The 25,364-nt window shown below is 48.0% G+C and carries 17 protein-coding genes and 1 pseudogene; 1 reads left to right on the top strand and 17 read right to left on the bottom strand.

The genetic code is table 11. The features are described 5' to 3' along the window. Positions 1–12: 12 nt before the first annotated feature. The 3 genes from OXH39_18755 to OXH39_18745 all read right to left on the bottom strand — a co-directional run bounded on the left by OXH39_18755 (position 13) and on the right by OXH39_18745 (position 5,324). Complete coding sequence (locus OXH39_18755) at positions 13–2,370, bottom strand: sodium-translocating pyrophosphatase (GenBank protein ID MCY3552507.1); 2,358 nt, start codon at positions 2,368–2,370, stop codon at positions 13–15. 147 nt (positions 2,371–2,517) lie between these two features. Next, positions 2,518–3,906 carry a bifunctional folylpolyglutamate synthase/dihydrofolate synthase gene (locus tag OXH39_18750; GenBank protein MCY3552506.1) on the bottom strand — a complete coding sequence of 463 codons (1,389 nt, stop codon included), beginning with the start codon at positions 3,904–3,906 and terminating at the stop codon, positions 2,518–2,520. Between the two features lie 155 nt (positions 3,907–4,061). After that, positions 4,062–5,324, bottom strand: a complete 1,263-nt coding sequence (locus OXH39_18745) for a serine hydroxymethyltransferase (GenBank protein ID MCY3552505.1) — start codon at positions 5,322–5,324, stop codon at positions 4,062–4,064. 494 nt (positions 5,325–5,818) lie between these two features. Between OXH39_18745 and OXH39_18740 the strand changes: the two genes are divergently transcribed. Further along, positions 5,819–8,104 carry a PQQ-binding-like beta-propeller repeat protein gene (locus OXH39_18740; protein ID MCY3552504.1) on the top strand — a complete coding sequence of 762 codons (2,286 nt, stop codon included), beginning with the start codon at positions 5,819–5,821 and terminating at the stop codon, positions 8,102–8,104. Here OXH39_18740 and OXH39_18735 read toward each other — a convergent pair. The 14 genes and pseudogenes from OXH39_18735 to OXH39_18670 form a co-directional block, all read right to left on the bottom strand. Next, the gene (locus tag OXH39_18735) at positions 8,101–9,270 is read right to left on the bottom strand and encodes an iron-containing alcohol dehydrogenase (protein MCY3552503.1); all 1,170 of its coding nucleotides are present in this window, start codon (positions 9,268–9,270) and stop codon (positions 8,101–8,103) included. The genes OXH39_18740 and OXH39_18735 overlap by 4 nt on opposite strands. Before the next feature lie 72 nt (positions 9,271–9,342). Further along, a complete protein-coding gene (locus OXH39_18730; GenBank protein ID MCY3552502.1) occupies positions 9,343–10,065 on the bottom strand; it encodes a hypothetical protein in 723 nt (240 codons plus the stop codon). Between the two features lie 57 nt (positions 10,066–10,122). Continuing rightward, positions 10,123–11,775, bottom strand: a complete 1,653-nt coding sequence (locus OXH39_18725; GenBank protein ID MCY3552501.1) for a DUF1549 and DUF1553 domain-containing protein — start codon at positions 11,773–11,775, stop codon at positions 10,123–10,125. 173 nt (positions 11,776–11,948) lie between these two features. Beyond that, positions 11,949–13,001: an NAD(P)-dependent oxidoreductase gene (locus OXH39_18720; GenBank protein ID MCY3552500.1), complete on the bottom strand. Its 1,053-nt coding sequence runs from the start codon at positions 12,999–13,001 to the stop codon at positions 11,949–11,951. Between the two features lie 118 nt (positions 13,002–13,119). Then, positions 13,120–13,974, bottom strand: a complete 855-nt coding sequence (locus OXH39_18715) for a hypothetical protein (protein MCY3552499.1) — start codon at positions 13,972–13,974, stop codon at positions 13,120–13,122. Between the two features lie 384 nt (positions 13,975–14,358). After that, entirely contained in the window at positions 14,359–15,987 is a 1,629-nt protein-coding gene (ggt, locus tag OXH39_18710; GenBank protein ID MCY3552498.1) for a gamma-glutamyltransferase, read from the bottom strand. A 161-nt stretch (positions 15,988–16,148) separates the two neighbouring features. After that, positions 16,149–17,216 (bottom strand): Gfo/Idh/MocA family oxidoreductase, encoded by a 1,068-nt coding sequence (locus OXH39_18705; GenBank protein MCY3552497.1) that lies wholly within the window; start codon positions 17,214–17,216, stop codon positions 16,149–16,151. A gap of 123 nt (positions 17,217–17,339) precedes the next feature. After that, on the bottom strand, positions 17,340–18,494 hold the full coding sequence (locus OXH39_18700; protein ID MCY3552496.1) for a PmoA family protein: 1,155 nt from the start codon (positions 18,492–18,494) through the stop codon (positions 17,340–17,342). A 139-nt stretch (positions 18,495–18,633) separates the two neighbouring features. Beyond that, positions 18,634–18,987 carry an STAS domain-containing protein gene (locus tag OXH39_18695; GenBank protein MCY3552495.1) on the bottom strand — a complete coding sequence of 118 codons (354 nt, stop codon included), beginning with the start codon at positions 18,985–18,987 and terminating at the stop codon, positions 18,634–18,636. 190 nt (positions 18,988–19,177) lie between these two features. Next, complete coding sequence (locus OXH39_18690) at positions 19,178–20,938, bottom strand: putative DNA binding domain-containing protein (protein MCY3552494.1); 1,761 nt, start codon at positions 20,936–20,938, stop codon at positions 19,178–19,180. A 204-nt stretch (positions 20,939–21,142) separates the two neighbouring features. Then, the gene (locus OXH39_18685) at positions 21,143–21,442 is read right to left on the bottom strand and encodes a DUF4976 domain-containing protein (protein ID MCY3552493.1); all 300 of its coding nucleotides are present in this window, start codon (positions 21,440–21,442) and stop codon (positions 21,143–21,145) included. A 108-nt stretch (positions 21,443–21,550) separates the two neighbouring features. After that, positions 21,551–22,600, bottom strand: a pseudogene (locus OXH39_18680) (sulfatase-like hydrolase/transferase). Between the two features lie 11 nt (positions 22,601–22,611). Beyond that, a complete protein-coding gene (locus OXH39_18675; GenBank protein ID MCY3552492.1) occupies positions 22,612–23,340 on the bottom strand; it encodes a cupin domain-containing protein in 729 nt (242 codons plus the stop codon). A gap of 742 nt (positions 23,341–24,082) precedes the next feature. Continuing rightward, on the bottom strand, positions 24,083–25,213 hold the full coding sequence (locus OXH39_18670; protein ID MCY3552491.1) for a DUF711 family protein: 1,131 nt from the start codon (positions 25,211–25,213) through the stop codon (positions 24,083–24,085). Between the last annotated feature and the right edge of the window lie 151 nt (positions 25,214–25,364).

The raw sequence follows: 25,364 nt of genomic DNA, 5'->3' as shown, positions 1-25,364 counted from the left end.
TCTGCTACTTTCCTACATACCCAACCAGTTGTTAAACACACCACCATACTTCGCAATGAGACCCGCAAAAACGACAGACACCATAGACATCAACTTAATGAGGATGTTAAGCGAGGGGCCAGAAGTGTCTTTGAACGGATCCCCGACAGTATCACCAACAACGGTAGCTTTATGAGGCTCGGACCCCTTTTCACCGTATTCGTCCTTATGGCTGCCTTCCTCAATGAACTTCTTGGCGTTATCCCATGCACCACCGGCGTTTGCCATCATAATTGCGAGAACAAACCCAGTCGCCAATCCACCTGCCAGCAATCCTAACACACCACCGACATCAAAAATTAGACCGACAGCGACAGGCACAATAATGGCGATGAGTGATGGAAAAATCATTTCTCGTTGTGCCCCAACGGTTGAAATTTCGACACATCGTGCGTAGTCCGGTTTTTCTTCGCCTTTCATAATGCCCGGCTTCTCACGAAACTGACGACGGACTTCCGCGGCCATAGCTCCAGCGGCACGTCCCACGGCTTTCATTGTCAATGCACAGAAATAGAACGCCATCACTGCCCCGATGAACAATCCAATAAGGACCTGTGGATTCATCAGCGTGACATCGTAGTAATCCATAAATTGGCTGACGGTGACCTTCAATGTATCAATCGTGCCTTCGCCTTCAATATCCAGTGTTTCCTTGCCTGCCAAGTGGATCAAGCCGTATCGGATTTCCTCTAAATACGCAGCCAAGAGCGCGAGTGCTGTTAGCGCGGCTGAACCGATCGCAAATCCTTTACCAGTTGCGGCTGTCGTATTACCGAGGGCATCTAACTGATCTGTACGCTCTCGGACACTTTTATCGAGTTCCGCCATCTCAGCGTTTCCACCAGCATTGTCTGCGATGGGTCCGTAGGCATCTGTGGCAAGGGTAATACCGAGCGTTGCCAACATACCGACAGCAGCAATGCCGACACCGTAAAGTCCCATCAGTGGTTCGGTTGCTCCACCAGGAAGGTAGTAACTAATAGCAACCGCTGCAACGATAGTTATAACCGGAATTGCCGTTGATTCCATGCCAACAGCGATGCCTTCAATAATTACTGTCGCGGGTCCGGTTTGTGCCTGCTTCGCAATGGCACGCGTTGGAGAATAATCGTGGGAGGTAAAGATTTCGGTGACTTTGCCGATAACTAAGCCTGCTACAAGACCAGCGATAATTGCGCCCCACACTTGCCACTTGTTGGGAAGGTCAAGGTAGATAAGCACTGGCAGAGATAAGACGGCGATGCCTATTGCACTGCCATTAATGCCGAAGTTCAGTGAGCCCATCAGTTGTTTCATCGACGCACCCTCTTTTGTTCTCACCATATAGATACCCAAAATGGAGAGAATTACGCCGATACCGGCAATAATCATCGGTGCCGAGAGATATTTAAGTTGGAGGACAAGGTTCCCATGATCTTTGGCAGCGACAGCAGCAACACCAAGCGCAGCCGTCGCGAGGATTGAACCTGCGTAGGATTCGTAGAGGTCTGCCCCCATGCCCGCGACATCGCCGACGTTATCGCCGACGTTATCTGCGATAGCAGCAGGGTTACGCGGGTCATCTTCTGCGATTCCGGCTTCAACTTTTCCAACCAGGTCTGCCCCAACATCTGCTGCTTTGGTATAGATACCACCGCCAACACGAGCAAAGAGTGCTTGGGTTGAGGCACCCATACCAAAACTGAGCATAATCACAGTAATTTGCGGTAGCGGATTTACTTCTAAAAATCCGGGCAGTATCTTAGGGAACAGGTAGTAGAGAATAAGAAACCATCCGGTAATATCAAGGAGCGCGAATCCGACGACTATTAATCCCATAACTGCTCCAGCACGGAACGCAACTTTTAAGCCGGCGTTGAGTCCTTGCATTGCGGCACTTGTCGTGCGGGCAGAGGCATTCGTCGCTGTCTTCATGCCGAGGAAACCGCAGAGGCCTGAGAAAAAACCGCCTGTGAGAAAGGCAAATGGAACAACTTTGTTCTGGGCATCAAGGACGAAAGCCATGAAGATAAAAATAAGGCAGAGGACAACAAAAACGATGCCTACCACTTTGTATTGTTGCCTGAGATATGCCATCGCACCATCGCGCACAGATTGTGCGATGTCTCGCATTTTTTCATTGCCCTCGTCCTGTTTCATCACAGCACGGTAGAAGTGATAAGCAAATCCCAAAGCGATAAGCGCACCGATAGGGGCAATCCACCATACCGGTGGCAGAGCAGGTTGGGGGTCTGTTTGGGCAAAAGCCTCGGTGGCTAAATTTAGGATGGGTAGGAGTATCAGAAATGATTTCCAATTTAGCCACCCTCTCTTGCAAGTGATATCACGCATTAAAAACCTCTCTTTTCTTTTTTTAATTTTCCTTGCGGTTTGATGAAGTGTGTTTGAGCATTGAAGTTCCTTTCCGTAGATCTGGAGAAATCCGCAGAAACACCCAAGCAAAATCCCTCCATTTCATTACGGGTTTACGATCTTTCCCTAAGAAAAAGGAATTTCAATACGATCTTTCGCTGAAAAATTCGATTTAAATATTTTAAGTGCTTGACCAACAAGATAGAGCGAACCTGTAATACAAATTAAATCTGTTGGCGAGGCGTCGGATAACGCCTTCCTGATCGCTTTTTCCGGCGTTGAACATGTAGCCACTCTCTTGCATATACCCTTCCAAGTATACTGTATCTCTTCAGCTGGCATCACACGCGGGTTATTGGGAACTTGCGTAGTAATCACGGAATCTGCTGTTTGTGAGATAATGTCGCCAATTGCTGTCAGATTTTTATCTTTCATTAGACTAACGATAAAGGTCACCTGAGTGTAACGAAAGCTCTGACGGATCGTACAACATAACGCCTCCATTGAGACCGGCGAATGTGCACCATCAAGTATGATAATCGGTGAGGACATAATTCGCTGGATTCGTCCATGCCACTGCACATTCTTAAATCCCGCGTAAACACTGGTTTTTGGAATTATGTATCCTTTCTGTTTCAGGCATTCAATCGCTGCAATAGCCGTTGTCGCGTTTACAAACTGATGGTGCCCTAAAAGCGGCATGGTGAGCTGCGAATAACGCTCCGAATCCGTTTCCACGTCAAATTGCTGTGCTACAGGGACACCATCGGTATCCTGAACGAGGCAAGGAATTGACACACAAGGATTTTTTCCAACGAAACCCTTTGCTTCAAGAATCGGTGCCTTGCGTTCACCAGCCACTTTTTCAAATATAACTTGCGCCTCCGGACGCTGGGGAGCGAGTGCCAAGGGGCACTCCTGTTTAATGATTTCCGCCTTCTCGCCTGCTATCTCAGCATAAGTTTCGCCTAATATCGTAGTGTGCTCCAAACCGATTGGTGTAATAACAGTTGTGACCGGCGTGACAACGTTCGTTGCATCGAGTCTACCGCCCAAACCGACCTCAATAACGGCAAAGTCCGTTGCCTTGTCGGCGAAATAGGAAAAAGCAAGCGCAGTGTATATTTCAAAAAACGAAACACGTCCGAATTCAGAAGCGGAAACAGTTTCTATCGCAGGCTTGAGTTTCTCAATATAGAACGCAACGTCTGTCTCTGAAATTAACTCACCATCTATACGGCACCGTTCTCGAGGCGTAATGAGATGCGGGGATGTAAACAGACCTGTTTTATAGCCAGCATGTGTAAGCACCGATGCCACGAGTGCAGCCGTGGAGCCTTTCCCCTTACTTCCTGCGATGTGGATAACCTTCAATCTATCGTGTGGATTATCAAGCAGTTCCAATAATAAAGAGATCCTATCTAAATTATATAACCGCGCCTGCCGTGAAAAATCAGGACTTCTTTCATAGTCAATAAATGATTCGATATAGGCGAGTGCTGCTTCATAATCCATAGTTGTCAGTTCGGTTTTTCTGCGAAAAACCTTTCAGTTATCAGTTGTCGGTTAATTACTTGTGGCAGTCCAGTTCATTGTAGATGCTACACCAACTCCCTTAACTGAAAACTGAAAGCGAAGCGGTCTGATGACTGAAAACTGATCACCGATAACTACTCTAAATATTTATAAATCGGAAATTGTGTGCAGAGTTCTTTGACCTTCTCTCGGATTTGCTTTTTGATAGAGGATTTCTGCCTGTTTTCAAGCGTCTCCGCGATGAAATCCGCAACCTGGACCATCTCATCCTCTTTCATCCCGCGTGTCGTGATCATCGGTGTACCGAGGCGTAGCCCGCTTGTTGTCCTCGGTTTCCTTTTGTCGAAAGGAATCGTGTTTTTATTCACAATAATTCCGGCATCTTCCAAATGATCGGCGGCTTGTCTTCCACTGAGTTTCTCATACTTGGAGGTGAGATCTATCAGCATCAAGTGATTGTCGGTTCCACCGCTCACCAATCGGAATCCATTTTCAATTAACCTCGCAGCGAGTGCTTTAGCATTTTTCACAATCTGTGCCTGATATGTTTTGAAAGCGGGTTCACTCGCTTCCTTGAAGGCAACGGCTCTCGCAGCGATTGTATGGAGAAAAGGGCCACCCTGTAAACCCGGAAACACCGCGCGATCAATCTTATCCGCATGCTCGGCTTTACACATAATCATGGCACCGCGGGGACCGCGTAAGGTCTTGTGTGTTGTTGTAGTGATCACATCGCTGTATGGAGCAGGATCCGGATGCGCACCACCAGCAATAAGTCCCGCAATATGCGCTATATCTGCAAGTAAGTAGGCACCCACGGAATCAGCAACCTGTCGCCATGCGGCAAAATCAAAGTGTCGAGGATAGGCTGTCGCACCAACAACGATAAGTTTGGGACGATGCTCCTTAGCAAGACGCGTGATCTCTTCCATGTCGATCCGTTCAGTTTCAGCATCTACACCATAAGCAGCAATGTTATAATAGTTTCCTGAGAAGTTAACACCTGCACCATGCGTGAGATGTCCACCTTGACTGAGAGACATACCGAGGATCGTGTCCCCCGGTTCGAGCAGCGCGTGGTAGACCGCCATATTCGCTTGGCTGCCAGCGTGCGGTTGGACATTGACGTGATCAACGCCAAAGAGTTCCTTCGCGCGTTCAATCGCGAGGGATTCAACATCGTCCATAAACTGACATCCGTTATAGTAGCGTTCACCGGGATAACCCTCGGCGTATTTGTTGGCGAGAATGCTGCTTTGCGCCTCCATAACAGCACGGCTGGCATAATTTTCGGAAGGGATTAGCATGAGAGAATCTTGCTGACGTTTTAAATCTTTGGCGGTGATTTCAACAATCTGTGGGTCGACTTCACCTAATTTGGATTCCAATGTGTTCATTTCCGTTCACCGCTTGTAATTAAATTGTAATTAAAATACGAGATAGCGTTGTATTTGTAGAGGTTAAATTTTAACACAAATTCGCTACAAATTCAAATTTTTCTAAGAGTCGGGACAGAGTCATTCAATTCTCTGGAAAAACCACCAGACCCCGAATCGGTTTCGGATAACGAATAGCTAAAAATCTGTGTCGTCTGTGTCAGCCGCGATACAGATGATTCGACAATTGAATGCCTCTGAAAATGGGGACACGCCGTTACGACGCAACCAATCTGAAGGATAGAGACGTGGAAGGATAGAAACGAAAACTGAATGAAGATAATCTATTGTGCAAAGTCCCTGTGTCTCATTTTTAATGTCTCCTCTTTTTTCTCTATTTTAACATCTTCTCGCGAGGCTTTCAAGAAAAAAGTTGCTAATATTTCAGTTGTGTTATATTGGGAATCGTGCTAAACTGATAGGCATTAGAATTTTGTACAGAGAGGCATCTATTCGTGTATATTGTCAGACGATTGCGGAACAGAAAATACCTAATTGTGTTCATGTTTCTGCTTGTGTGGGGATGTGATTCACAGCAAACGAATCAGACCCGTCAATCCGAAACGCAACAAGAATCCGCCTCTGAAGCTACGGAACTTGTTACCCCTCCTCCACGTGCTGAAGATTGGCATACGTTCATGCACGATTTAGGTTTTTCGGGGATCAGCCCTGATAAAAACCTCACACCACCGTTGAAATTGCTTTGGAAATTCAAGACGGGTGGCCCCCTCCATGCTTCCCCTGTGACTGCAAATGGTATCCTATATATCGGCTCAACTGACGGCAAATTGTACGCGCTTGATGCAAAGCAGTGGGGTGTTAAATGGGTTTTTGATGCGGGGGATGCTATCCGCTATTCTGCGACGGTCTTGGGGAATCAGGTTTATTTCAATGCCCGGAATAACAAAGTTTACGCATTGGATACGAAAACAGGCGAAAAACTATGGGAATTCAAGACAAAAAGCTGGATGGAGGCACCACCGGTCGTTTCTGACAATAAAGTTTATGTCGGCGCATTCCGGTCAAAAATCTATCTGTTAAACGCGAGGACAGGTGAACTTGAAGCAATGCGTGAACGGACAGTCCACATTCAAGGTATTGAATATGGGTGTGCAAAAGGCGTGTTCCGCCCTATCTTTCCGGAACACAATGCGAATCTGTGGCGAGGTTACACAGATGGGAGTGAGAGTTATCCTGTAACGGCAAATGGGATCGTCTATATCGGGGCACGCGACGGGCAGCTTCACGCGTTCGACGAAGCATCTAAAGCCGAAACTTGGGCATATCAACTCGGCGGCTTTGTAAGTGCTGCGCCTGCTATCTCTGATGGCATCCTCTACGCTGCATCTGGCGATGGTAACGTTTATGCGTTTACAAACGCAAGCGAGGTTACAAACCTCGCCAGCAGAGGGGACGAGGTTGCAAACCTCGCCAGCGGGAATCGCACAACAGATACGCGACGGCACGGTGTTGTAACGCACGACGCTGCCCCTGTTTACACCAGAAAAGGCGGGGTTACAAATCCTGCGAGCGAAGGGTCTTCTGTATTGTTAGAACTCAACGATGCGGTGCACCTACCTATCGTGCAAGTTTCGGATGGATGGTATGAGATTGAGCTCCCGAACGGTGTTCGCGGATGGATGAACAAATTCGCCTTCGGGGAGTTTGAAGAGACAGACGGCATCATGTTCAATACCGATTTCTGTCGCAGCGAAGATCAATCAACTGTGGCTCCGTATAGGGTGCAATTGATTGAAGGTGCGGAATTCCCACGTTGGAGTCCCGATGGGGAGTTTATTGCATTTTTGAAAAGAGGAGACCTTGGCAGTCGGTATTGGCGTGCGAATGAATTGTGGATTATGGATCGGAAAGGAGAGCGAGTACGAAAACTCTATACTGGACAGTTTTACAATCCATACATTTCTTGGTCGCTTGACAGTAGGCTTTTGGCGTTTGAGGTTGACGAAGCGGGTGAGCGATATATCTATACAGTGGATTGGAAGTTTGGACGGATTAGACAATTGGCTCGTGGAGATGGACCCGCCTTTTCACCCACGTCCAACCGTTTGGTGTTCAGAAGACGCGACTTCTCTCTAACTGGGGGATTAGATGTTGTCTATCGAATCAACAGCGATGGCAGTGGGTTAGGGGCTATTGCTCGTGTTCCAATTGAACGTCCGCAGCGTTCTTATACCTATCTATCTGCACCATCTTGGGCACCTGATGGCACCCGCGTCGCCTTTGGCGTGAACAACTCAAAATACATCGGTGTTCGTATCCAGGATATAGAGGGTCAACGGATAAAAGAGATTCAGACGCAGCATCAACAGGTACATCAACTGAACTGGTCAGCAGATGGAACGCAGCTGGCTTATGTCTTGTCCGGTGGTAACCGTCCCGGTCAGCTGGTCGACAAGCAGCTGCACCTGTCAGAAACGGTGTCAACTTTGACGCAGAGTCAGATTCTGAAACATACGTCCCCATCGTGGTCCCCGACAGGTAAACGACTGGCATATCTGGAACGTGAGGACTGCGTAGGCATCCGTTGGAAGGTATGGGTCTACGATCTTGACAGCGGTAAGAAATTCCCTATCGCTCGCACGCCAATGAAACTAACATCTGTCGTCTGGATGCCTGACGGTAAACATCTTTGCCTGTGGCAAACGTCGGATTATTTGCGCGATAATGCGTATAAACCTGCCCTGACGAAGGGGTGGATTGTGCCCGTTGACCTCCGCTAAAACGCTGCTTCAAACAGCGCGACCATATCTTCTTCCGTACACTCTCTCGGATTGAATTTGTGGCAGTGATCAAGCATTGCATCTGCTCCGAGTTTCGGAATTTTTTCTCGGTCTAAACCAGCAGCTCCGAGACCGGTGGGCATATTCAGTTCTATATTGTATGCTTTGATTTTCTCAATGGCAGCATGCCCCGCTTCATCTATATCCATGTCACTCGTATCTATCCCTAAAGCACGAGCAACCTCGGCGTATTTCTCTCTCGCATGAGAAAAGTTGAATTCCATAACAGGCGGAAGGAGAATCGCGTTCGCTACGCCGTGCGGGATAGGGGCATCTGTAGAGAGTTGATGCGCCAGAGAATGAACCGCGCCGAGTCCTTTCTGGAACGAAAACGCCGCCATACAGGAGCCTAAGAGCATCTCGCCGCGCGCTGTTACATCACTACCGTCGTGGTAGACCTTTTGGATATTCGCACTCAACATTCTGAGTGCCTGCAGTGCAACCCCCTCAGCGATAGGGTGATACTTCGTCGCGACGTACGCCTCAATACCGTGCGTAATAGCATCCATACCTGTAGCAGCAGTAAGGGCAGGCGGCATACCGAGTGTTATCCCCGGATCCAGAAGTGCTATGTTTGACATGTTGAACGGCGTAACGAGTGCCCGCTTGCGCCATCGGTCGGTCGTGTTTAAAGATGTATCCGTAATGATCGAACCCTGTGAGACTTCACTACCGGTGCCAGCCGTTGTCGGGACACATATCAATGGCGGCATATTGTCACGAATGCGTTCGAGTCCACCGACATCAGCGTAATATGGTTCCAAAGGCGGTTCATGAGTTGTCAAAAGACGTATGGCTTTGGCGGCATCCATCACGCTCCCGCCACCCACAGCAATAACGACATCACACGCTTCGGCTTTGTAGGCTTCCACACCGTCTGTGATACTGATGTCCGTCGGATTCGGTTCAATATCTGAATATGTGGTGTGCGATAAACTAACTGCGTCCAACGCCTCTATCGCTTTCGCAAGAATACCGGCGTTGATAACACCAGCATCGCTCACCAAGAGTGGCTTTTTGCCATCAAAGGCTTTGACATGTTCACCTAAGTTTTGGATAGTTCCATCGCCAAATTCAATTCGCGGGGGTAAAAAGTAGTTGTGCATTTGAAATTTTTTGCATAAAGGTAGCGCGAGGCGGTAAGACCTTGCGCGACAAGTTATTAACAGTTTCAAAGTCTATTTTACGGATTTGAGATGTGCCCAAGTCGTCGCGAGTTTACTCCTCGCATCAACCGGTAACGAGGGACCATCAGGTCCGTAGACAACGACATCGTCATACTTTGCAACCGTGCTCCACGTCGCTAAACCGACTCTCCCAACACCGTTTTCGGTGTCATCGTCCACCTTCGCGACCTCTTCATCATTGAGGAAGAGCGTGTAACTACCGGGTTCATTGATAATCTTGATGTTATACCAATCTTTTTCATCGATAGTGTGATTGCTATTAGCACCACCTTTACCGCCCCACGATTCAACCTGTGAGCGTGTGTTTCCCCAACCACCGAGGTTCCACCAGTACTCCAACGAGGGTTTAAGTTTCTCCATACGTGGTGGATGGTCTTCGAGTGCTTGACCACGGGGTTGCATTAAGCCTTGGCACCGGAACATAATCAGGAAACCTTCGGCACCACTAATTTTGCTGCCTCTCACCTCGAAAGTGTAATCATTCCACTTGTCATCCCAAAATTCGTCAGCGACGACACTCATACAGTTCGGTGTATTTTGGAGCTGATGGTATTCATCAGCTTTTAATTCCCATTCTCCAAAAAGGGGCACCCATTTCTTTTCGGATTCTTTCGGATCATCGAAATTATCCTCAAAATAGGTTTGCGACATCGCCAGCGCGGCAATGCCAAGTGTGATTGTACAAACAGTAATGAACACATTACGTCTGTTCATGATAGTATTCTCCTATAACTTGTATTTCGTGTAGCATAGCGTGTTAGGCTGTGCAAACTAATGGTTGAGCGAAAATTCGGCTGAATTGAGCAAGACCCAATAGAGATCCTCATAAGCCAAGTCTTTGTTACGATAGAGGCTTCGTTCCATATAGCGTTGGAAATAGGTTTTCTCTTTGGTCGTTGGCAATCGAGAGAGGACGTTGAGATAGATATACTCCAATCGGTCTGCGGGTTCGCGCCATTTTTCAAGTACGTAATTTATGAAGCTGCCGTGTTCTTCATGACTCGCGCTATCATTCACCATATCCCCGTTAATCATCATGAGTGCCTGTGGCACGGTGCCGTTGAAGGCTTCGATCTCTTCCATCTCGCCGTTATCGAGGAGAAAAAGAAACTTTTGGAGATGTTCGCGTTTCTTTTGTTCAAGCGAGCGTAGCATTCCCCTGCGGTCTTCGCCCCCGTGCTTCTTGATACCTTCCATTTTAACCTGTTGTAGCCTTTCAAAACCGGTGGCTTGCAGGAGCGAATAGAAAAATTGTTCAGCCGTTAGGGGTTTGACGTAGGCATGCGAGTAATGGAGCTCGTCATTCTCGTTACTTTTATTTGTTTGCGATGTACGTTGATACGTCTCTGAATTCAGGATTGTCCGCATCAAGTGTTGTAAATCGTAGTCATGGATCACGAAATCATTTGCGAGCCACTTCAGGAGTTCAGGATTCGTGGCTTGGTTTTCTTCTCCGAACCCATCAACAGGTTCAACAAAGGCACGTCCCAGAAAGCGTTTCCAAATCCGATTCACGAGTGCCTGACTAAAATACGGATTTGATTTATCGGTCATCCATTGTGCGAGTGCTTCGCGCTTTTTGAGGCGTGAACCCTGATATTCTGTTCCATCCAAAAAGTGTGGGCGGACATGCTTCTCAAGGTCTCTCACCCAGATTGAATCTTCGGGTTTGTTGGTAAGAAGAAAATTATCGATTCTTCTCTCATTACCAACCATATCCATACTTTCGATGAATCCTTTCTGCTCACTTTCAATGCCGGTGAAGAAGGCAGCCACGCGAAAGAAATCCTCTTGGCTCCATACTTCTGTTTTATGATCATGGCATTCCGCACACTGCATAGGGAGTCCTAAGAAGAGTCGGGAGGCGTGCGAAGTCAGAGAGACAGGCGAACGCTCGTAACGCAAGATATAGTTTCCCGCGCCGTTGTCCCGTAATTCTCCATCGGCGGCGATGAGTTCCTGAACAAACTGATTGTACGGCATATTTTTTGCCAAAGCCTCCCGGACCCAAAGTCTTAATCCGAGGCGTTGACTGTCGCCATCCCCGCGTCTACCGATTAACCAATTCACCCATAACTCGGTCCAATAATCAAGATAATCCTCACTGGCTAACAGCTCCTCAATTTTTTTCTGCCGTTTGGTTGAGGAACCGTCCTTGAGAAAATCCAAGACCTCTTCGGGCATCGGAATTCTGCCAGTCATATCAAGATGGACGCGACGCAAAAACTCTGTATCCTTGGACACCTTTGAGGGTTGAATCCCTTCCCTTTTAAGCACCGCATTGATATGCCGGTCCAGGTGCTTCGTGCTTGATGAAACTTGTCGCGTAGGTGTAACCGTAGTTTTGGTGCAACCGAACGTCAAGAGGGAAAAAATAAGGAGGATAAGCGGGTAAAAAATGGGCGTTCCAAAAGAAGTTTTCACAACAACGAATCTCCCAATTTAGTGTTTAATTAGGTTGGGCCGGTATGCAAATAAAGCACAATGTGTAGGTAGTTTAATTTTAACCCAATCATTCACAAGACATCAAGGAAAATTGCCAAAACCATGAGGGCACAAGTCGGAGATTGAACAAAAGAATCGTCAAAAAGTGGATACTAATTCCATCGAACGCCTGTCGGGATGATGCCAATATCTTCACCACGACGCATCGCTTCAGCGGCATCAAGGATACTTGCCAAGTCGTGTTGCGGTTCATAGTCCAACAGCGTTTTGATTTTGCTTAAATCAAATTCAAAGTGGAGGGGTTGCGGGAGTTTCACATCGACAAAATCCTTATGGTAGCGTTCGGATAGGTATGGGGCGACCTCTTCGTGTTTGAAGACCCCGTTTCCACCGAGTGTGAATTCTTCGCCGACCGCTGCATCCTTTTCGATCCCTAAAACCAGTCCCTGCACAATATCCCGGACATCGGTGAAATGCTCTTTATAGGGTCGTCCGTTAGGATTGCGTTTGAGTATAAACTTTTCTTGTCCATCCCAAAGGCGTTTGACGGTCTCTGCAGTCTCTAACTCGGCAGGATCGTCGCCTTTATAATTCTTATATCGGTTATAGATAGGACTAAAGACAAATTGTTTTGGCAAATCGTCTTCGTTGAGAAATTCGCTCGGTTCAATGACAGTCGTGAACCGGAAAACCGTGGAAGGCACACCGTATTGATGATGATAGGACATGCACAACTCCTCGCCAATCCATTTGGTAAGGAAATAGGGCATGTGATGGTATTTAGCGACCATATCCTCGGTAATCAGTTTATCGAAAAACCGACCCTTTTCAGTGAGTTCCCAATAAATCGCCTCAGTACAGGCATAGACAAGGCGATGGATATTCCGATTGAACTCGCGGATACACTCTAAAATGTTGAGCGTTCCCATGCCGTTGATTGCCAAGTACTGGCGGTTATCAAAGGGACCCCCAAACGCTGCAGCGATATGATAGATGGCATCTACCCCATCAACGGCTTTCTTGACATCCTCATATTCGCGCAGGTCTCCGAGGACAGTCTCTACACGCTCAGCACCATCCCATCTTCCAACACGATTGACATCACCCGGATAGACAAAACTGCGGATATCGTGTCCTTTTTCTAACAGCCTTTTGACGAGATTTGATCCGATACGACCCGTACCACCTGTGACCAATATTTTCATGACTTTTTCTCCAAGGCATAAAAGAGTGATACACTTGAGGGAAGTACATCACTCTTTTTAGGATCATCTTTGCGGGATTGTAAGCAGTGCTGAATTTTCACAATTCGGCAAAGAACGTCTATTGTAAGAACTTTATTTCTCCCCATTTCACTGCCAATTTACCTCTCGGTTCTACATCAAAAGCAGTGCTTATGAGCTTTATATTATCTATCGCCCACCACCAATCGTTCTGTGCGTCAACGACACCGAAACTAATAGTCATCTCAGTGGCACCAGCGGGGTTGTCGATCGGGATTTCTAACGTTTCGTTTATCTGTTCCCCATCGTTTAATTTTTCTTCTTTTAGCTTAAGGGTAGGAATCGTAACAAGGGTATGCGCGCCTGCGTCGATACCGACACTTTTGAAGAATAGGATTCGTTCTTCCGCACCACCGTCGAAACTTACTGTTATCTCACCATTTTGGGTATCTTCAGGTCGCCAACTCGAATCCAATGTTAAGACAAGCGATTTTGCTGCTGCGCCCTTGATTTTAATGAGTGGGGTAATTAAGTGTCCATTCCAACGACTCAACGCGTCAGGATCGCCATTTCCGGCCCAATCATCCCACTCATCAGGATCAGAAACAGCTCCCTTACCTATGCCTTTGCCATCATTGTGTACCCCAGTGAATTCACTACGCCTCTGGTCTTCTGCTGTTCGTGTCCACCACTCAAGGTCAACAATCGCCCAGGTTCTCCATTCAGGCATACCGAGGTCCTTCGGGTTCTCGTTTGTAATTTCCCAGCCGTCAGGTGGTGTACCCGACCAAACTTTGTCATCCTTAACCTGTTCCATTATGCTGGATTCGAGTGCTACATCTTCAAAATCTTCTTCAAAGAGAACAGTATCAGCTGCCCACACCCATGGTGTTCCGAGACAAAAGATCGTTACAAGAATCGCACGGACGACGACTCCAATAATGCTGCTATTCATGATAATTCTCCTATTGGGGATCGATTAAGTTAGGGACGTTCAATTCTTCCTTGCATCCCTAACGCAGATCGTCACCCTAAAGTTTTGTTCTTGGGAACAATTACATTCGTGTCGTAAAGCACCCGCAGAACAATATCATAGGGATTTTAGCCTGTGACAGGCAAGATTTAAACTTAAATAACCCAAGCTGTTACTCGCAACATTTTAGACAAACATCTACCGTTTTTGATTGAAAATACAAGGAATTTCCTCTAATCCTGGTATTCTATGGTATCCTGCCCCTTATTTTCCATAAGATAGCAACTTGAATTAAGAAAATAACAACAGCAAAATGTAATACGGAATTGGCTTTCTGTTGACTTGTCTGTTGTCTAAAGTTAGTGTCTAAAAAGTGACGGCGTACCCGTCTGTTCTTGGATCGGAACCTCCAATGAGCGCGCCAGATTCGGGATGAACCATAATCGCCTGAGCACTCCCCGGACCACCCCAATCTCCAACGAGTTGAAGCGCATGTCCTTTCTCCGCTAACCCCTCCTGTGTATCAGAAGCGAACCGGGTTTCTAACTGAAGATCATTGGAACAAGTGTGTGGGATAGTCGATTCCATCGGGTTCTGTAAACTGCGCCAACGTGGCGCGGAGACCGCTTCTTGTGGTGTCATTCCGAAGTCAACAATATGCGTAACGAGCTGCAGGTTCGTCTGGACCTGTGTATCTGCCCCAGGTGTACCGCACGCTAAGAAGGGACGACCATCTTTTGTAACAATGACAGGATTCATGGTGTGGCGGACACGTTTGCCCGGCATCAAACAGTTCGGATGGTCCTCTTCCAGATGCCAATAGGTCATACGATTGTTCAAAAGGACACCTGTGTCACCCGCGACTAAGCTGGAACCGAACCCGGATTGGATACTCTGCAGCACGCAGACAAGGTTGCCCGCGCGATCCGCGGTGCAGAAGCAGGTTGTATCTTCGTGTGCCTCTGGACCGCCAGCAGGGACATCAAAAGCTGCCTTATCCAAGTCGATACGTTCTGCTTGTTCAGCAGCGTAAGATTTGGATAACATCCCTTCTATCGGAACATCCACCCACTCTGGATCTGCCATATATTTCTCTCGATCAGCAAAGGCAAGTTTTTTCGCTTCCACCATCAGATGCACACTTTCGGCGGTATTGCATCCCAAACTTTGCAAATCAAATAACTCAACCATGTTCAATTCTTGAAGCAAGATATGCCCACTTGAATTGGGTGGCATCTCATAGACTTCGTAACCGCGGTAGTTGACGTGTATCGGGTCATCCCAGTGTGCGTGGTAATTAGCGAGGTCTTCGGCGGTCAAGAGTCCATCGTGGGCGCGGCTGAACTCTCCAATAGTCTTAGCAATCTCGCCTTTATAGAATATATCTCTGCCATCTTTTGCTATCTTTCGGAGTGTGGTACCGAGATTAGGGTTGGCGATGAACTGACCAGCGGAGATCGGTTCACCATCGTTTGTGAAAATAGCACGACTGTCCGGTTCAGCGGCGAAACGTTCGTTCTCACCTCTAAGCCCACCAGCGAGCCTATGACTGACAGGAAAACCGTCCTCACAGAGCGAAATTGCTGGCGCGAAAACGTCTTCTAACTTGAGCGCGCCGTAGCGTTCGTGTGCGAGAAGCCATGCGTCAACGATTCCTGGCACCGAAACACTTCGTATGCCTTTCATCGGGATTCCACCATCTTTGAGATAGGTTTCCCGTGTCGCAGCACGCGGGGCGGGTCCAGTTCCGTTTACCGCTTCGACCTTCCCGGTATCCGCCCAATAGATGAGGATAAAGCCGTCGCCTCCGAGTCCAGAGCCAGCAGGTTCAACCATACCGAGGGCAACAGCGGTTGCGATGGCAGCATCAACGGCGTTGCCGCCTGCCATCATTGTCTGAATACCTGCTTGGGAAGCAAGTACGTGTCCTGATGTAACCATTCCGTTCCTGCCCATCACAGACGGACGGAACGCTGAGCCGTGTGGAGATTGCATTTTTTAATTTTCCTTGCGGTTCGTTCAGGTGGATTTGACCTTTGATGTCCCTTCCCGTACATCTGAAAAAATACCCAAGCAAAACCCCTCTATTTCATTACGGGCTGCACTCTCTTTAAAACAGGAAAGAGACAAATTCAAGAGTTTGAAAATTGCGTCTCTTAGGTAAGCATCTTCTTAGCAAACGCTTCAGCATCAACGCGTTCGTGCGTTCGCGCCGACTCGTTGCACGCTTCCATGAGTATCCATGTGCCGAGGGTTGTGTCTTGCATCCAATCTCGATCCGTGCCGTTGACAATTGCCTGTGCAAAGGCATCGAATTGAAGCCTATCATCTTCTATTAAACCGGCGTGTAAATCTTGGAGGTTTAAATCTTCAATGGTTTTGCCGAGTCGGAAGAGTTGTAGGTGTCCCGCGTCTCGTCGGAGGTCTCCATCCTCTCCGTGGAAACTCCAACTTCCACTCCAACCGAAGGGACCGGCATGTCCCGCTCGTGTTCCGGCATAAGAAAAAGGCGCGCCGTTTGCGTATTCCATGAGGGCGTTGCCCCCGGCTGTCCCCCAAGCCTCGATTTGCCCAAGTTCCGGATCGCGACGGTTGTGAACATGCGCTGTGACGTACTTCGGAAGCCCTTTCGCGGCGACAAGCTGATCCAACTGATGACTCGTGCCAGCATGGAAGAAGAGTCCATCAACATAAGCGTCTGGCTGCCGAGAATCAGTACCTGTGTATAAATTTTGGCGGATCCAGAATCGACACTCCCCAGCTAACATTTCACCAATACCACCATCTTCGCGGAGCCATTCCCGCATTTTTGCGGCGGCAGGGTTCCACCGTTTGTTCTGTCCTTGGACGAGTATCAAACCCGGGTTCGCCTTGTGTGCCTGGATAATATCGTGGAATTCTACTTGGGTCGTTGCAATCGGTTTAACACAGAGAGTATGCATGCCGAGATTTAGACTTTCGACAATTAACTTGGCGTGAACCGTTGTTGACGCATAGATAAGACACGCCTGTGCATCGTGTTTCTCTTTCGCCTCGGTGATTGTTGTGTAGATACGCTCTGTCAAGCCTTCAGGCGCGCCGTTGATTGATGCGACACCTGCCCGTGCCTCTTCAAGATTGATGTCCACACACGCGACAGGTTCTAACCCGTGCGAATTGACCTGTGCTTGCAAGCGACCGTGCGCGAAATGGGTGCATCCAACATGAATCGTAGGAATTGGCATTTGTGAATCTCCTTTAATGGCTATCAGTTATCAGTTGTCAGTTATCAGCAACTCGCTTGTGTCAGTTAGAAACGTTCGCAACTGCCACACGTTCTACTAACCACTGACCGACTATTAGGAGGGTTAGGAGATTTCAACGGCAGGTGGGTTAATGAAATCGTGATATTTCTGTGCTACTTTTCCATGGGTTGCATCGCCAGCGTGGATAAGGACACGGAAGCGGAAGTGCATCTCTTCGCCCTGCTTAAGTGTGTAGGAACCGTCTTTAGAAGGGTCGCTTTCAAAGGTGCCACCCCCGAAAATGTTGGTTCCCATTAACCCGTAGTTACGCACGTGCCAATACGTCGGATAGCGTGGATTGACAATATGATCGAACACAGCAATGCCGACTGGTGTTCCGTCAACAACACCGGAATAATCGCACCAGTTCGCACGTTTACCCCAAGTTTCCGGCTGATTGATACCACCGAAAGCGTTCTCTATCTTTCCGCCATCTGAAGCGTTCATTGACGGATGCACCCGAACTGTGATAATACCGCCCTCCTTGGTGTCTCCGAAATGAACATCCCCAGTGGAAGCGATAAAACGCAGATCTAAGTCAAGAATTGTAGCATCCTCAGGTAGGTTGTAAATGCGGAAGTTTTGGTTGTCCGTCATCAATACGTCCCCTGCCTGTGTCTGCCAACTATTTTCGGTGTAAATTCTACCGACAACAGCTCCGCCCTGTTTTTGTGTGAAGTTTTGCGGCACAACTTTTCCTGAATTACCGCCTTCACCCCACAGGTCAACATCGTTGACTTCACCATAAGCGACATAGAGAGAGCGATGATGAACGTGGTCTGTTGAGATCTCGCTTGTTTCACCACGTGTTACTTCGCGTCCATTGGGCCCGTGAACGGGAAAGAAATAGGGGCGGAACTGTGTTTTAGCATAGCGAAATGTTGTGAAGTGCCGGTCATTAAGCGTGACAACGATCGTTTCGGTGTCGTCTTTTAACTGAACACCTGTCTCTCCAGCGACGCTTCCCTCCGAAAGGGTATAGGTGCGTGTGTCACCGGCAGCAAGTCCATCAAGTATCCAAGTTAAAGTCGTAGTGCCATCTTCGCCAGCGTAACATTGCGCTGAGATGACATCACCGGACGCAACATCTGTCAAGATGACGGCATGATCGTGAAGTTGACTCACGCCGGGATGCTCAAGGCTAACACTAACCGGACATCCGTCTCGGTCGTGGGAACCGGCATCGACAGTGAGCGTCGGAAGATCTTGATTTGCCATAAATCTCCTTTTTTGTATTTTGGTTCCTCTTGGAAACTTTCCTAAGCGCGAAGGGGAATCACTTTGCCTATCAGAGCCATTTAACTTTGATTGCGCTTATCGTCGCATCAAGAGAAACTAAATGGCTCCACTGTTTCCACTAACTCTCTTCAGAGGTTAGGGCGAGGATTCCCTCTTCTTCACTGTTGTAATTCTCAAAAACGCTCATTAAGCGGCCGAGGATGAGAAGGTTACGAATGTGCGCGCCTGCATTGACGAGCGCAGTACGTCCACCTTTGCGGGAAACAGTCACGTTTACAGAGACCAACGTACCGAGACCACTACTATCCATGCGGGTAACATTCTCAAGGTTAAAGATAACCTTTGGAGAGTCAAAATGCTCTTCCAATTCTTCATTAATTTGTTCTCTAATTTCAGCATTTGCCGCACCGATCATGCGGCCGGTGGGTCGAATAACAATAACCCCTTCTCTTTGACGTATTTCTGCTAACATCTATTTTCCTTTCTTAATTGTTCGCGTTAAGAATCAATACGGGCTTATAAATATGCCCTAACGAAGAAATTTCCAATATGTTAATATAGTTGCTTTTAAAAACTTTGTCAAGATTTTTAGTGCATTTTTGGGAACTATCCATTTTTGGGAATATGCAATATCTGTTGGATAGAAACAAAAATCGTTAACATCAAGCGTGTCCTTTGGCTCCTTTAGAATAAGGTCGATATTCCAGCAGTGCCGATTTGCCCATGATAGCAATGACGCGCACCATCAATTCTTTGCCATCTGTATCAGTAAGATGCAAATCCTCTCCAAGAATGAAATGAACCGGTTGCTGCTGTCCTGCGTTTATGGCGATATTGGAAGCGTAGAGATAGGTTCGATCTTGAGTGTCGCGAATCGGATTTAAATGCCCGGACAAGCCCGGGATGTTACCTGTTGCATTAGAAAAAATTACGGATCCGCCATCTTGGAGGCTCTGCATTTCAAGTGCAAGTCCTCCTTTCGCTGGCACCCAGTTATTCTCAAGGTGTGCAGCAAAACCGGGGGCGGCTGCAAACACCGTCATTGGAAGGTGCGTTGTGTGCAGATCAACTTGTGCGTACCCATTCTCGTCGGTGGTTGCCCTTTTCCACGTTTTATTTGGGAATAGCATTAATAGTTCAACTCCAGACAGCGGATTGCTACTATAATGGACAAGAATGCCAGCAGTTGCAGGTGTAAGATCTGTATCAGCAGCTGGGATTGTAAGAACAAGTTCTGAATTATCAATAAGTTGATACTCTGGAGCTTTCCCACTCAGAGCCTCCGTTTCACGAAAGATCGTTGGTACACCATCTCCTCGCCGCTCCATGAAGAATTGCCGTTCCCCCGAACCCCTGATGCTTTCAACAGGTATTCGTCCGAGTATTGAGGCAAGTGCCTCGTTTCGTGTTGACTGGCGGACAGCCATGCTATCAATTGTCAGATTATTGGGTAAACCGCCGGGCGAATTTATTTCAATGCGGTCAGCGAACATTGAGAGCCGAATTCGACTGCTGGAAATGGCATAGTCGCGGTGGACAACAGCGTTGACAATAGCTTCAAACAGTGCTCTTTCGCTGTATTGGGGTAAGTCCGTACGAGCCGGATTCTTGTAGGCACCGACGCGCATATTACGCACGGCAAAGGCAACCGCCTCAGCAATTTGTTGGTTCAGCGGACCGGTAATTGTCTGGGCATCTATCTGTCCTGATGCACGATCTGTGCCTCGGTAACAGGTTGAGGAGATACAGGCGTTCGGTAGCCATTCTTCAGGAGAACGGGTGCACAAAAGGACACCTGCTACGGTAGCGCGCAGAGTTCCATTTTCGTCGCTGGTTAGAAGCCCCATTTTTTCCAATGCCAATTCAGGAGCAGTAGCACCTTCGGCACTCAATAGCGATTTCCAAAGGGATTCATCTAATGATCCAAAACCTGTTCCTGATACCGGTTGTTTGTCAAACCAGAGGAAGCGTGCCTGCCCACGCCGCTGCGCGAGACGTAGCTGCTCATCTGTTGTCATCTGGCGTTTCGTACTACCCACCCTATGATAACTGCCACCAGGACTATTGTGTAACGCATAACCCTGCGGTATTTCAACGAGTAAAAACGGTTTGCCTTCCTTTATTTCCTTGCGAAGAATGGTAGGTCGAACCGGAGGTTTAATCGCATCGGTGTAAATCTCAGTCAAGAGTCGCTCCAAGGCATCCATTTGCTTGCGGGACATACCTTGGACATCTCCACTGTCTGTCACACCACACAGCAACACACCGCCATCCGTGTTAGCAAAAGCGGCAAGTTCATCCGCCAGATCGTCACGACGGGGACTCTTGGGAACGTTTCCCACGAATGCAATTTCCTTGAATTCCCAGTAACTGTCTTCGCCTAAACGTATTTGACGTTTAATATCTTCATTCCTGAAATTCATGAGTCTTCTCCGAATCCTTATCCTCATTAAAATCATATCACACTTGGCATAGAAATTCAATGATTTCAATCGGGAAATATTTGTTATCTGAATCAAGGATTTAAGCGGAGAGTGGGAGGACACAAATTGAGAGGTGCGGTTAGGAATGCAGATCGCATTTGAGCGAGTCCGCCGCAAAACCGCACCTACTTTTGGGGAGACTATTCAACGTCCGGTGGAGGGTTGTGGTGGCCAATGAAGTCCGCGTTGGCCCGATAAGGCACGATTGGGAGATGGACGATACTCACGATCGGGCAGACCGATGAGTTTGCCATCTTCTACCCATTCTTCATCGCTGCCATAGAGTTCACCGATTAAGTGATTCGTTAATCGCTCAAGCACTTCGGCATACTCAGGTGAATTGGCGAGATCGTTTAACTCTCTCGGATCCTTTTCTAAATCGAAGAGCTGCCGGTAATTACCGGTGGCGTAGTAGATGAGCTTGAAGCGTCCCTCATGAATCATTCGGGTTGCACTTCCACCCTCGCCACATTCGCCGTACAACCATTCCCGTTTCTCGTCGCCTACCATCGGTATTCCGTCTACTGTGTCTGGGATATCGATACCTGCGAGGTGGAGAAGGGTCGGCATAACATCCTGCCATCCAACAAGCCGGTCATCAACCCTATGATGCCCGACCCGTTCATCGCCTGCAGTACCAACAAGGAGCATAGGGACGTTGGCGGAATCTTCATAATATAGCCGTTTTGCCCACATTTGATGATTTCCGAGCATATCTCCGTGGTCAGAGGTGAACAGTAAAATCGTGTTGTTCAGCATGCCCTCTTCCCGTAGAGTCCCGATAACGACGCGCAGTTGATGGTCGATGTGCGTACAAAGTGCATAAAACGCTTGGCGTGCGGAACGAATCAGATCTTCATTGTAAAGAGAATTCTGCGCTTGGCGTGATCTGAGTGGTAAAGGTAAATTTTCAGTTTCTTTAGCCCACTCACCACAATAGGGCATATCCACATCAATATCGCGATACATATCCATGTAGCATTGAAGCGGTGCTAAAGGCGGATGCGGGTGGCAGTAGGAAAGGTACCAGAATCCGGGACGAGTCGGGTCGCGGCGTTTAATCATCCGCACCATCTACTGCGTACTCCAGTTCGTAACGTGACAATCTTCAGGAAGGTGCCAAGGACGGTTGAGGTAATCGTTGTTGCACATTCCGTGGGCAAACTGCTGTCCCGCATACCCTCTGTCACCGAGGAAGAGTTCATAGTCATCAACCACGCCGTATTGTAATCTGCCCTCCTCACCTAACAGTACATCGTCAAATCCAATGCGGTCACGTTGGGGATAGACGTGCAGCTTACCGACGGCGTAAGCCTGATACCCGGCATTGCGAAACGTCTGTGCGATTGTCGGTAGTCCACCTATATCTTTCTGATCGTTGAAAACCCTGTCTTTGTGGGTCCGCGTTGTTGCGCCGGTCATCAACGTCTTTCGCGCTGGAACACAGACTGGGCATTCACTGTAGCCGCGCGTAAAGCGGGTACCAGCACGAGCGATCGAATCAAGCGTCGGTGTCTGAATAGCCGGATGTCCGCTGACACCCAGAAGTGAGTTGGGCCAGTGGTCAGTCGAGATGAGCAGAACGTGTGGTTTGTCAGCCATAGTCATTCCTTTTAGCGATCGTAACGTGCAAAGTAGAAGGTCTTAAGCGGTTCATCCGTGTCATTGATAAGGCTATGCCCTGGATTTGACGAAGCCACAGAGACAGCATCGCCCGGCATCTGACGATAAACATTCCTGCTGACAACGTGAATGCCATTACCCTCAAGCATATACCAGACCTCATCCATATCAGGACCGTGTCCATGTGTATCGGGTGTTTGCATCGCCTCAATCCGCACCATCAGCACTGAATGCAGCGTCACTAAGCCGTCATCTGGACCGAAAATCGGATGTACGAGATGTGTCCAATGTCCTTGCCCCAAGGGGCGTTCGCGATAGTTTCGGATGAGCGCGTCCTTGCGTGGTGCCTCTACGCCGTCCCGGATTACCTCTTCCAATATCAAAAACTCTAACGGGGCATCTTCCAAATTATTCAAAACGTGGTTGAGTCCGGGCGGGACAAGGATTGCATCCCCCTCTCCAACCTGCTGTTTCAAGTCTCCTGCCTCAAACACACCGGAACCGTCAACAATGTAGAAAATAAGTTGTCGATCATCTAATGCCGTAGGAACTGAAGATATTTTCGGTTCAAGATAGCATCGAGAGAAACTATCGACGTACCTCAGAATTGCGCCCTCTTTATCTGTAGCGTCTCCGTTGCTTTTGCTAAAGATCTCGCGCTTAATGATGTTACCGTGCGTCAGACTTGAAGGACTCTGTAACCAATGTCGCATATACATTGTGAATACCTCCGATGGACATCAATTGGATGGATAAGGCTCGTTAAATTCCGTTCACGCCACCTTACCAATCTTCCCGCCAAGACCCCATGCTTCAGCTTGCGGGATGTAGGCCGGCATTGGGTTTGTGAGTAAAAAACATTTGACATTTCCCTAAAAATGTGGTATAATTAATAATACTGACACTTGGATACCGCTCTTACCCTGCACAAACCTTGTGCAGGAGGTATCCGCCACGGTAAGAGGTGGTCAAATGGTGTCAGGTGTCAATACCACCTAAAAAGTATAAGAGACCGTTGACGCGTAATTGCACGAAAGTGTGAATCGGGGCAGAGGTCAAAGCCTGCACGTTGTATTGCGGTCTCACCTTCAACTTTTCTCTCCATTTCGGAGAGAGGCAGGCGGGGATAGCCAAGAACGTGTTAACTTGATATGCCCAAGGGAACTTTTTTGACCCAAGGGGAATCGCCTGCTGGTGGAGACGGATTAAGACGGTCTACTCTTTGAGAAAACCGCACTGTCTACGAAGCCGAAGCCCCTACCTTTAGGTAGTGGGTGCTATCACCAAATGTTGTGACAATTGGCAAAGGAAAAGTTCCAATGGCAATCAGCAGTCAGCTGCCGATTACGCTAAATATGATAGCGAATTTAACAACTTGTGTCAATAAAAAACAGCGTCTACATCTCCGACCTAAGAGACGGAGTTTTGACGCTGAAGATTATGATAACGGAGGATTATTGATTATATCTGCATCACTGTGGTATTTGTTAGATAGGGGGAATCAAATTCTGTCATGCAGTCTGCGTTGCACCCGGGAACTGGAAAAAGGCGTACCGATAGCGGCTTGTTCAACTGTATGGAGAGTGTGGCGACATCCGTCAGAATAGCGGCAATCTGAGATGTGGAAGCATCGCCGGGTATCGGAATTGTATCCAACCCCGTCCCACAGACAGTGGAATAGAGAAGGAGGCTGTCAAGATTAAAATAACCCGCTTCACTTCGCTCTCCTAAACCTACATCTTCAAGGACAGGGAGCATTAATCCTGAATATCCACAGAGCGGCAGTTCGAGGGATTGGAGTGTGTGAGTGAGACCAGCAGCGACTGTCAATGTGCCGCGCTCGCCAAAATAACCGGGGAGTTGTTGTTCCATGGCGTAAGCGATGCTTTCATCGCCCATCGGTGCCAGCGATGCGTCTATACCAACAAACTTTATGCCCCATTCCTGCGCCAACGTTTGTGCGAGTGCGACAATCTTTTGTCCTTCCGCTTCCATGACGGTTTTCAGGTTCTGCAAGCCGACTTCTAAATTCGGGGCATCCGTGAAAGCGTCTTGCACAAGGTCTATAGCCTGCCATCCGATACTGAAGTTAGTCCGAGTGTCGTGCCAGTACGCCGCTGGGAAGAAGGGCGTATTTGGCTGGCAGTTCATCAATGCTGCAAAGCGGAGGTTTCCATAGCCAGCATCGGTACGATGTGCGATCTGTCGGATGATGTCTGCAGTATTTTCAGTGATATCCAATGCTATACGTTCAGATTGGGTCGTAAGGGTGACGGTGGCGTAGAGCATCTCACTTTGGACAATCACATCGGCAACACAAGCGAGATGCGTTTCTGTGTATCGCTTTTCCGGTAGGATTGTCCCTAAGTTTAGGAATTCAATTCCCAATGCTTGTGCATCGGACTCCAATGTAAGGATTGTATCTATATCCCGTGCCTCATCCCAGATTTGGCAGCTGACACGTGTCGTTTGGACTTCGTAACCGTTCCCTTCAAAGCAGGTTCGACAGGCGGTGTTAAATTTTGCCGCACGTTGAAGTTGGTAAGGGGAAAAAGGGAGTGGAATACCTGTCGTGATCGTTCGTATCTTCATGTGTTTTAGTCATCAGTTGTCAGTCATCGGTTGTCAGTTACAAGAGATTTGGGTTACACAAAGCCCTTTTTCACTGTTAGTTTCTAAAGAGGTATCTTCTCTAATCAAAGGAAACCCTCTTAACGACTCTCACTGTGAGGTATGTTAACCG

Source organism: Candidatus Poribacteria bacterium, assembly GCA_026702755.1.
Classification (GTDB): domain Bacteria; phylum Poribacteria; class WGA-4E; order WGA-4E; family WGA-3G; genus WGA-3G.
Note: the sequence above shows the minus strand (reverse complement) of the source record. Positions and strands in the feature narration are given on the sequence as shown.

Excerpts from the sequence above, each read along its gene's own strand:
- OXH39_18695 (MCY3552495.1), bottom strand. The coding sequence starts at position 18,987 with ATGTTAGCAGAAATACGTCAAAGAGAAGGGGTTATTGTTATTCGACCC.
- OXH39_18670 (MCY3552491.1), bottom strand. The coding sequence starts at position 25,213 with ATGAAGATACGAACGATCACGACAGGTATTCCACTCCCTTTTTCCCCT.
- OXH39_18705 (MCY3552497.1), bottom strand. The coding sequence starts at position 17,216 with ATGCCAATTCCTACGATTCATGTTGGATGCACCCATTTCGCGCACGGT.
- OXH39_18735 (MCY3552503.1), bottom strand. The coding sequence starts at position 9,270 with ATGCACAACTACTTTTTACCCCCGCGAATTGAATTTGGCGATGGAACT.
- OXH39_18690 (MCY3552494.1), bottom strand. The coding sequence starts at position 20,938 with ATGAATTTCAGGAATGAAGATATTAAACGTCAAATACGTTTAGGCGAA.
- OXH39_18685 (MCY3552493.1), bottom strand. The coding sequence starts at position 21,442 with ATGATTCATGAGGGACGCTTCAAGCTCATCTACTACGCCACCGGTAAT.
- OXH39_18715 (MCY3552499.1), bottom strand. The coding sequence starts at position 13,974 with ATGAATAGCAGCATTATTGGAGTCGTCGTCCGTGCGATTCTTGTAACG.
- OXH39_18755 (MCY3552507.1), bottom strand. The coding sequence starts at position 2,370 with ATGCGTGATATCACTTGCAAGAGAGGGTGGCTAAATTGGAAATCATTT.
- OXH39_18745 (MCY3552505.1), bottom strand. The coding sequence starts at position 5,324 with ATGAACACATTGGAATCCAAATTAGGTGAAGTCGACCCACAGATTGTT.
- OXH39_18675 (MCY3552492.1), bottom strand. The coding sequence starts at position 23,340 with ATGTATATGCGACATTGGTTACAGAGTCCTTCAAGTCTGACGCACGGT.
- OXH39_18720 (MCY3552500.1), bottom strand. The coding sequence starts at position 13,001 with ATGAAAATATTGGTCACAGGTGGTACGGGTCGTATCGGATCAAATCTC.
- OXH39_18730 (MCY3552502.1), bottom strand. The coding sequence starts at position 10,065 with ATGAACAGACGTAATGTGTTCATTACTGTTTGTACAATCACACTTGGC.
- OXH39_18700 (MCY3552496.1), bottom strand. The coding sequence starts at position 18,494 with ATGGCAAATCAAGATCTTCCGACGCTCACTGTCGATGCCGGTTCCCAC.
- ggt (MCY3552498.1), bottom strand. The coding sequence starts at position 15,987 with ATGCAATCTCCACACGGCTCAGCGTTCCGTCCGTCTGTGATGGGCAGG.
- OXH39_18750 (MCY3552506.1), bottom strand. The coding sequence starts at position 3,906 with ATGGATTATGAAGCAGCACTCGCCTATATCGAATCATTTATTGACTAT.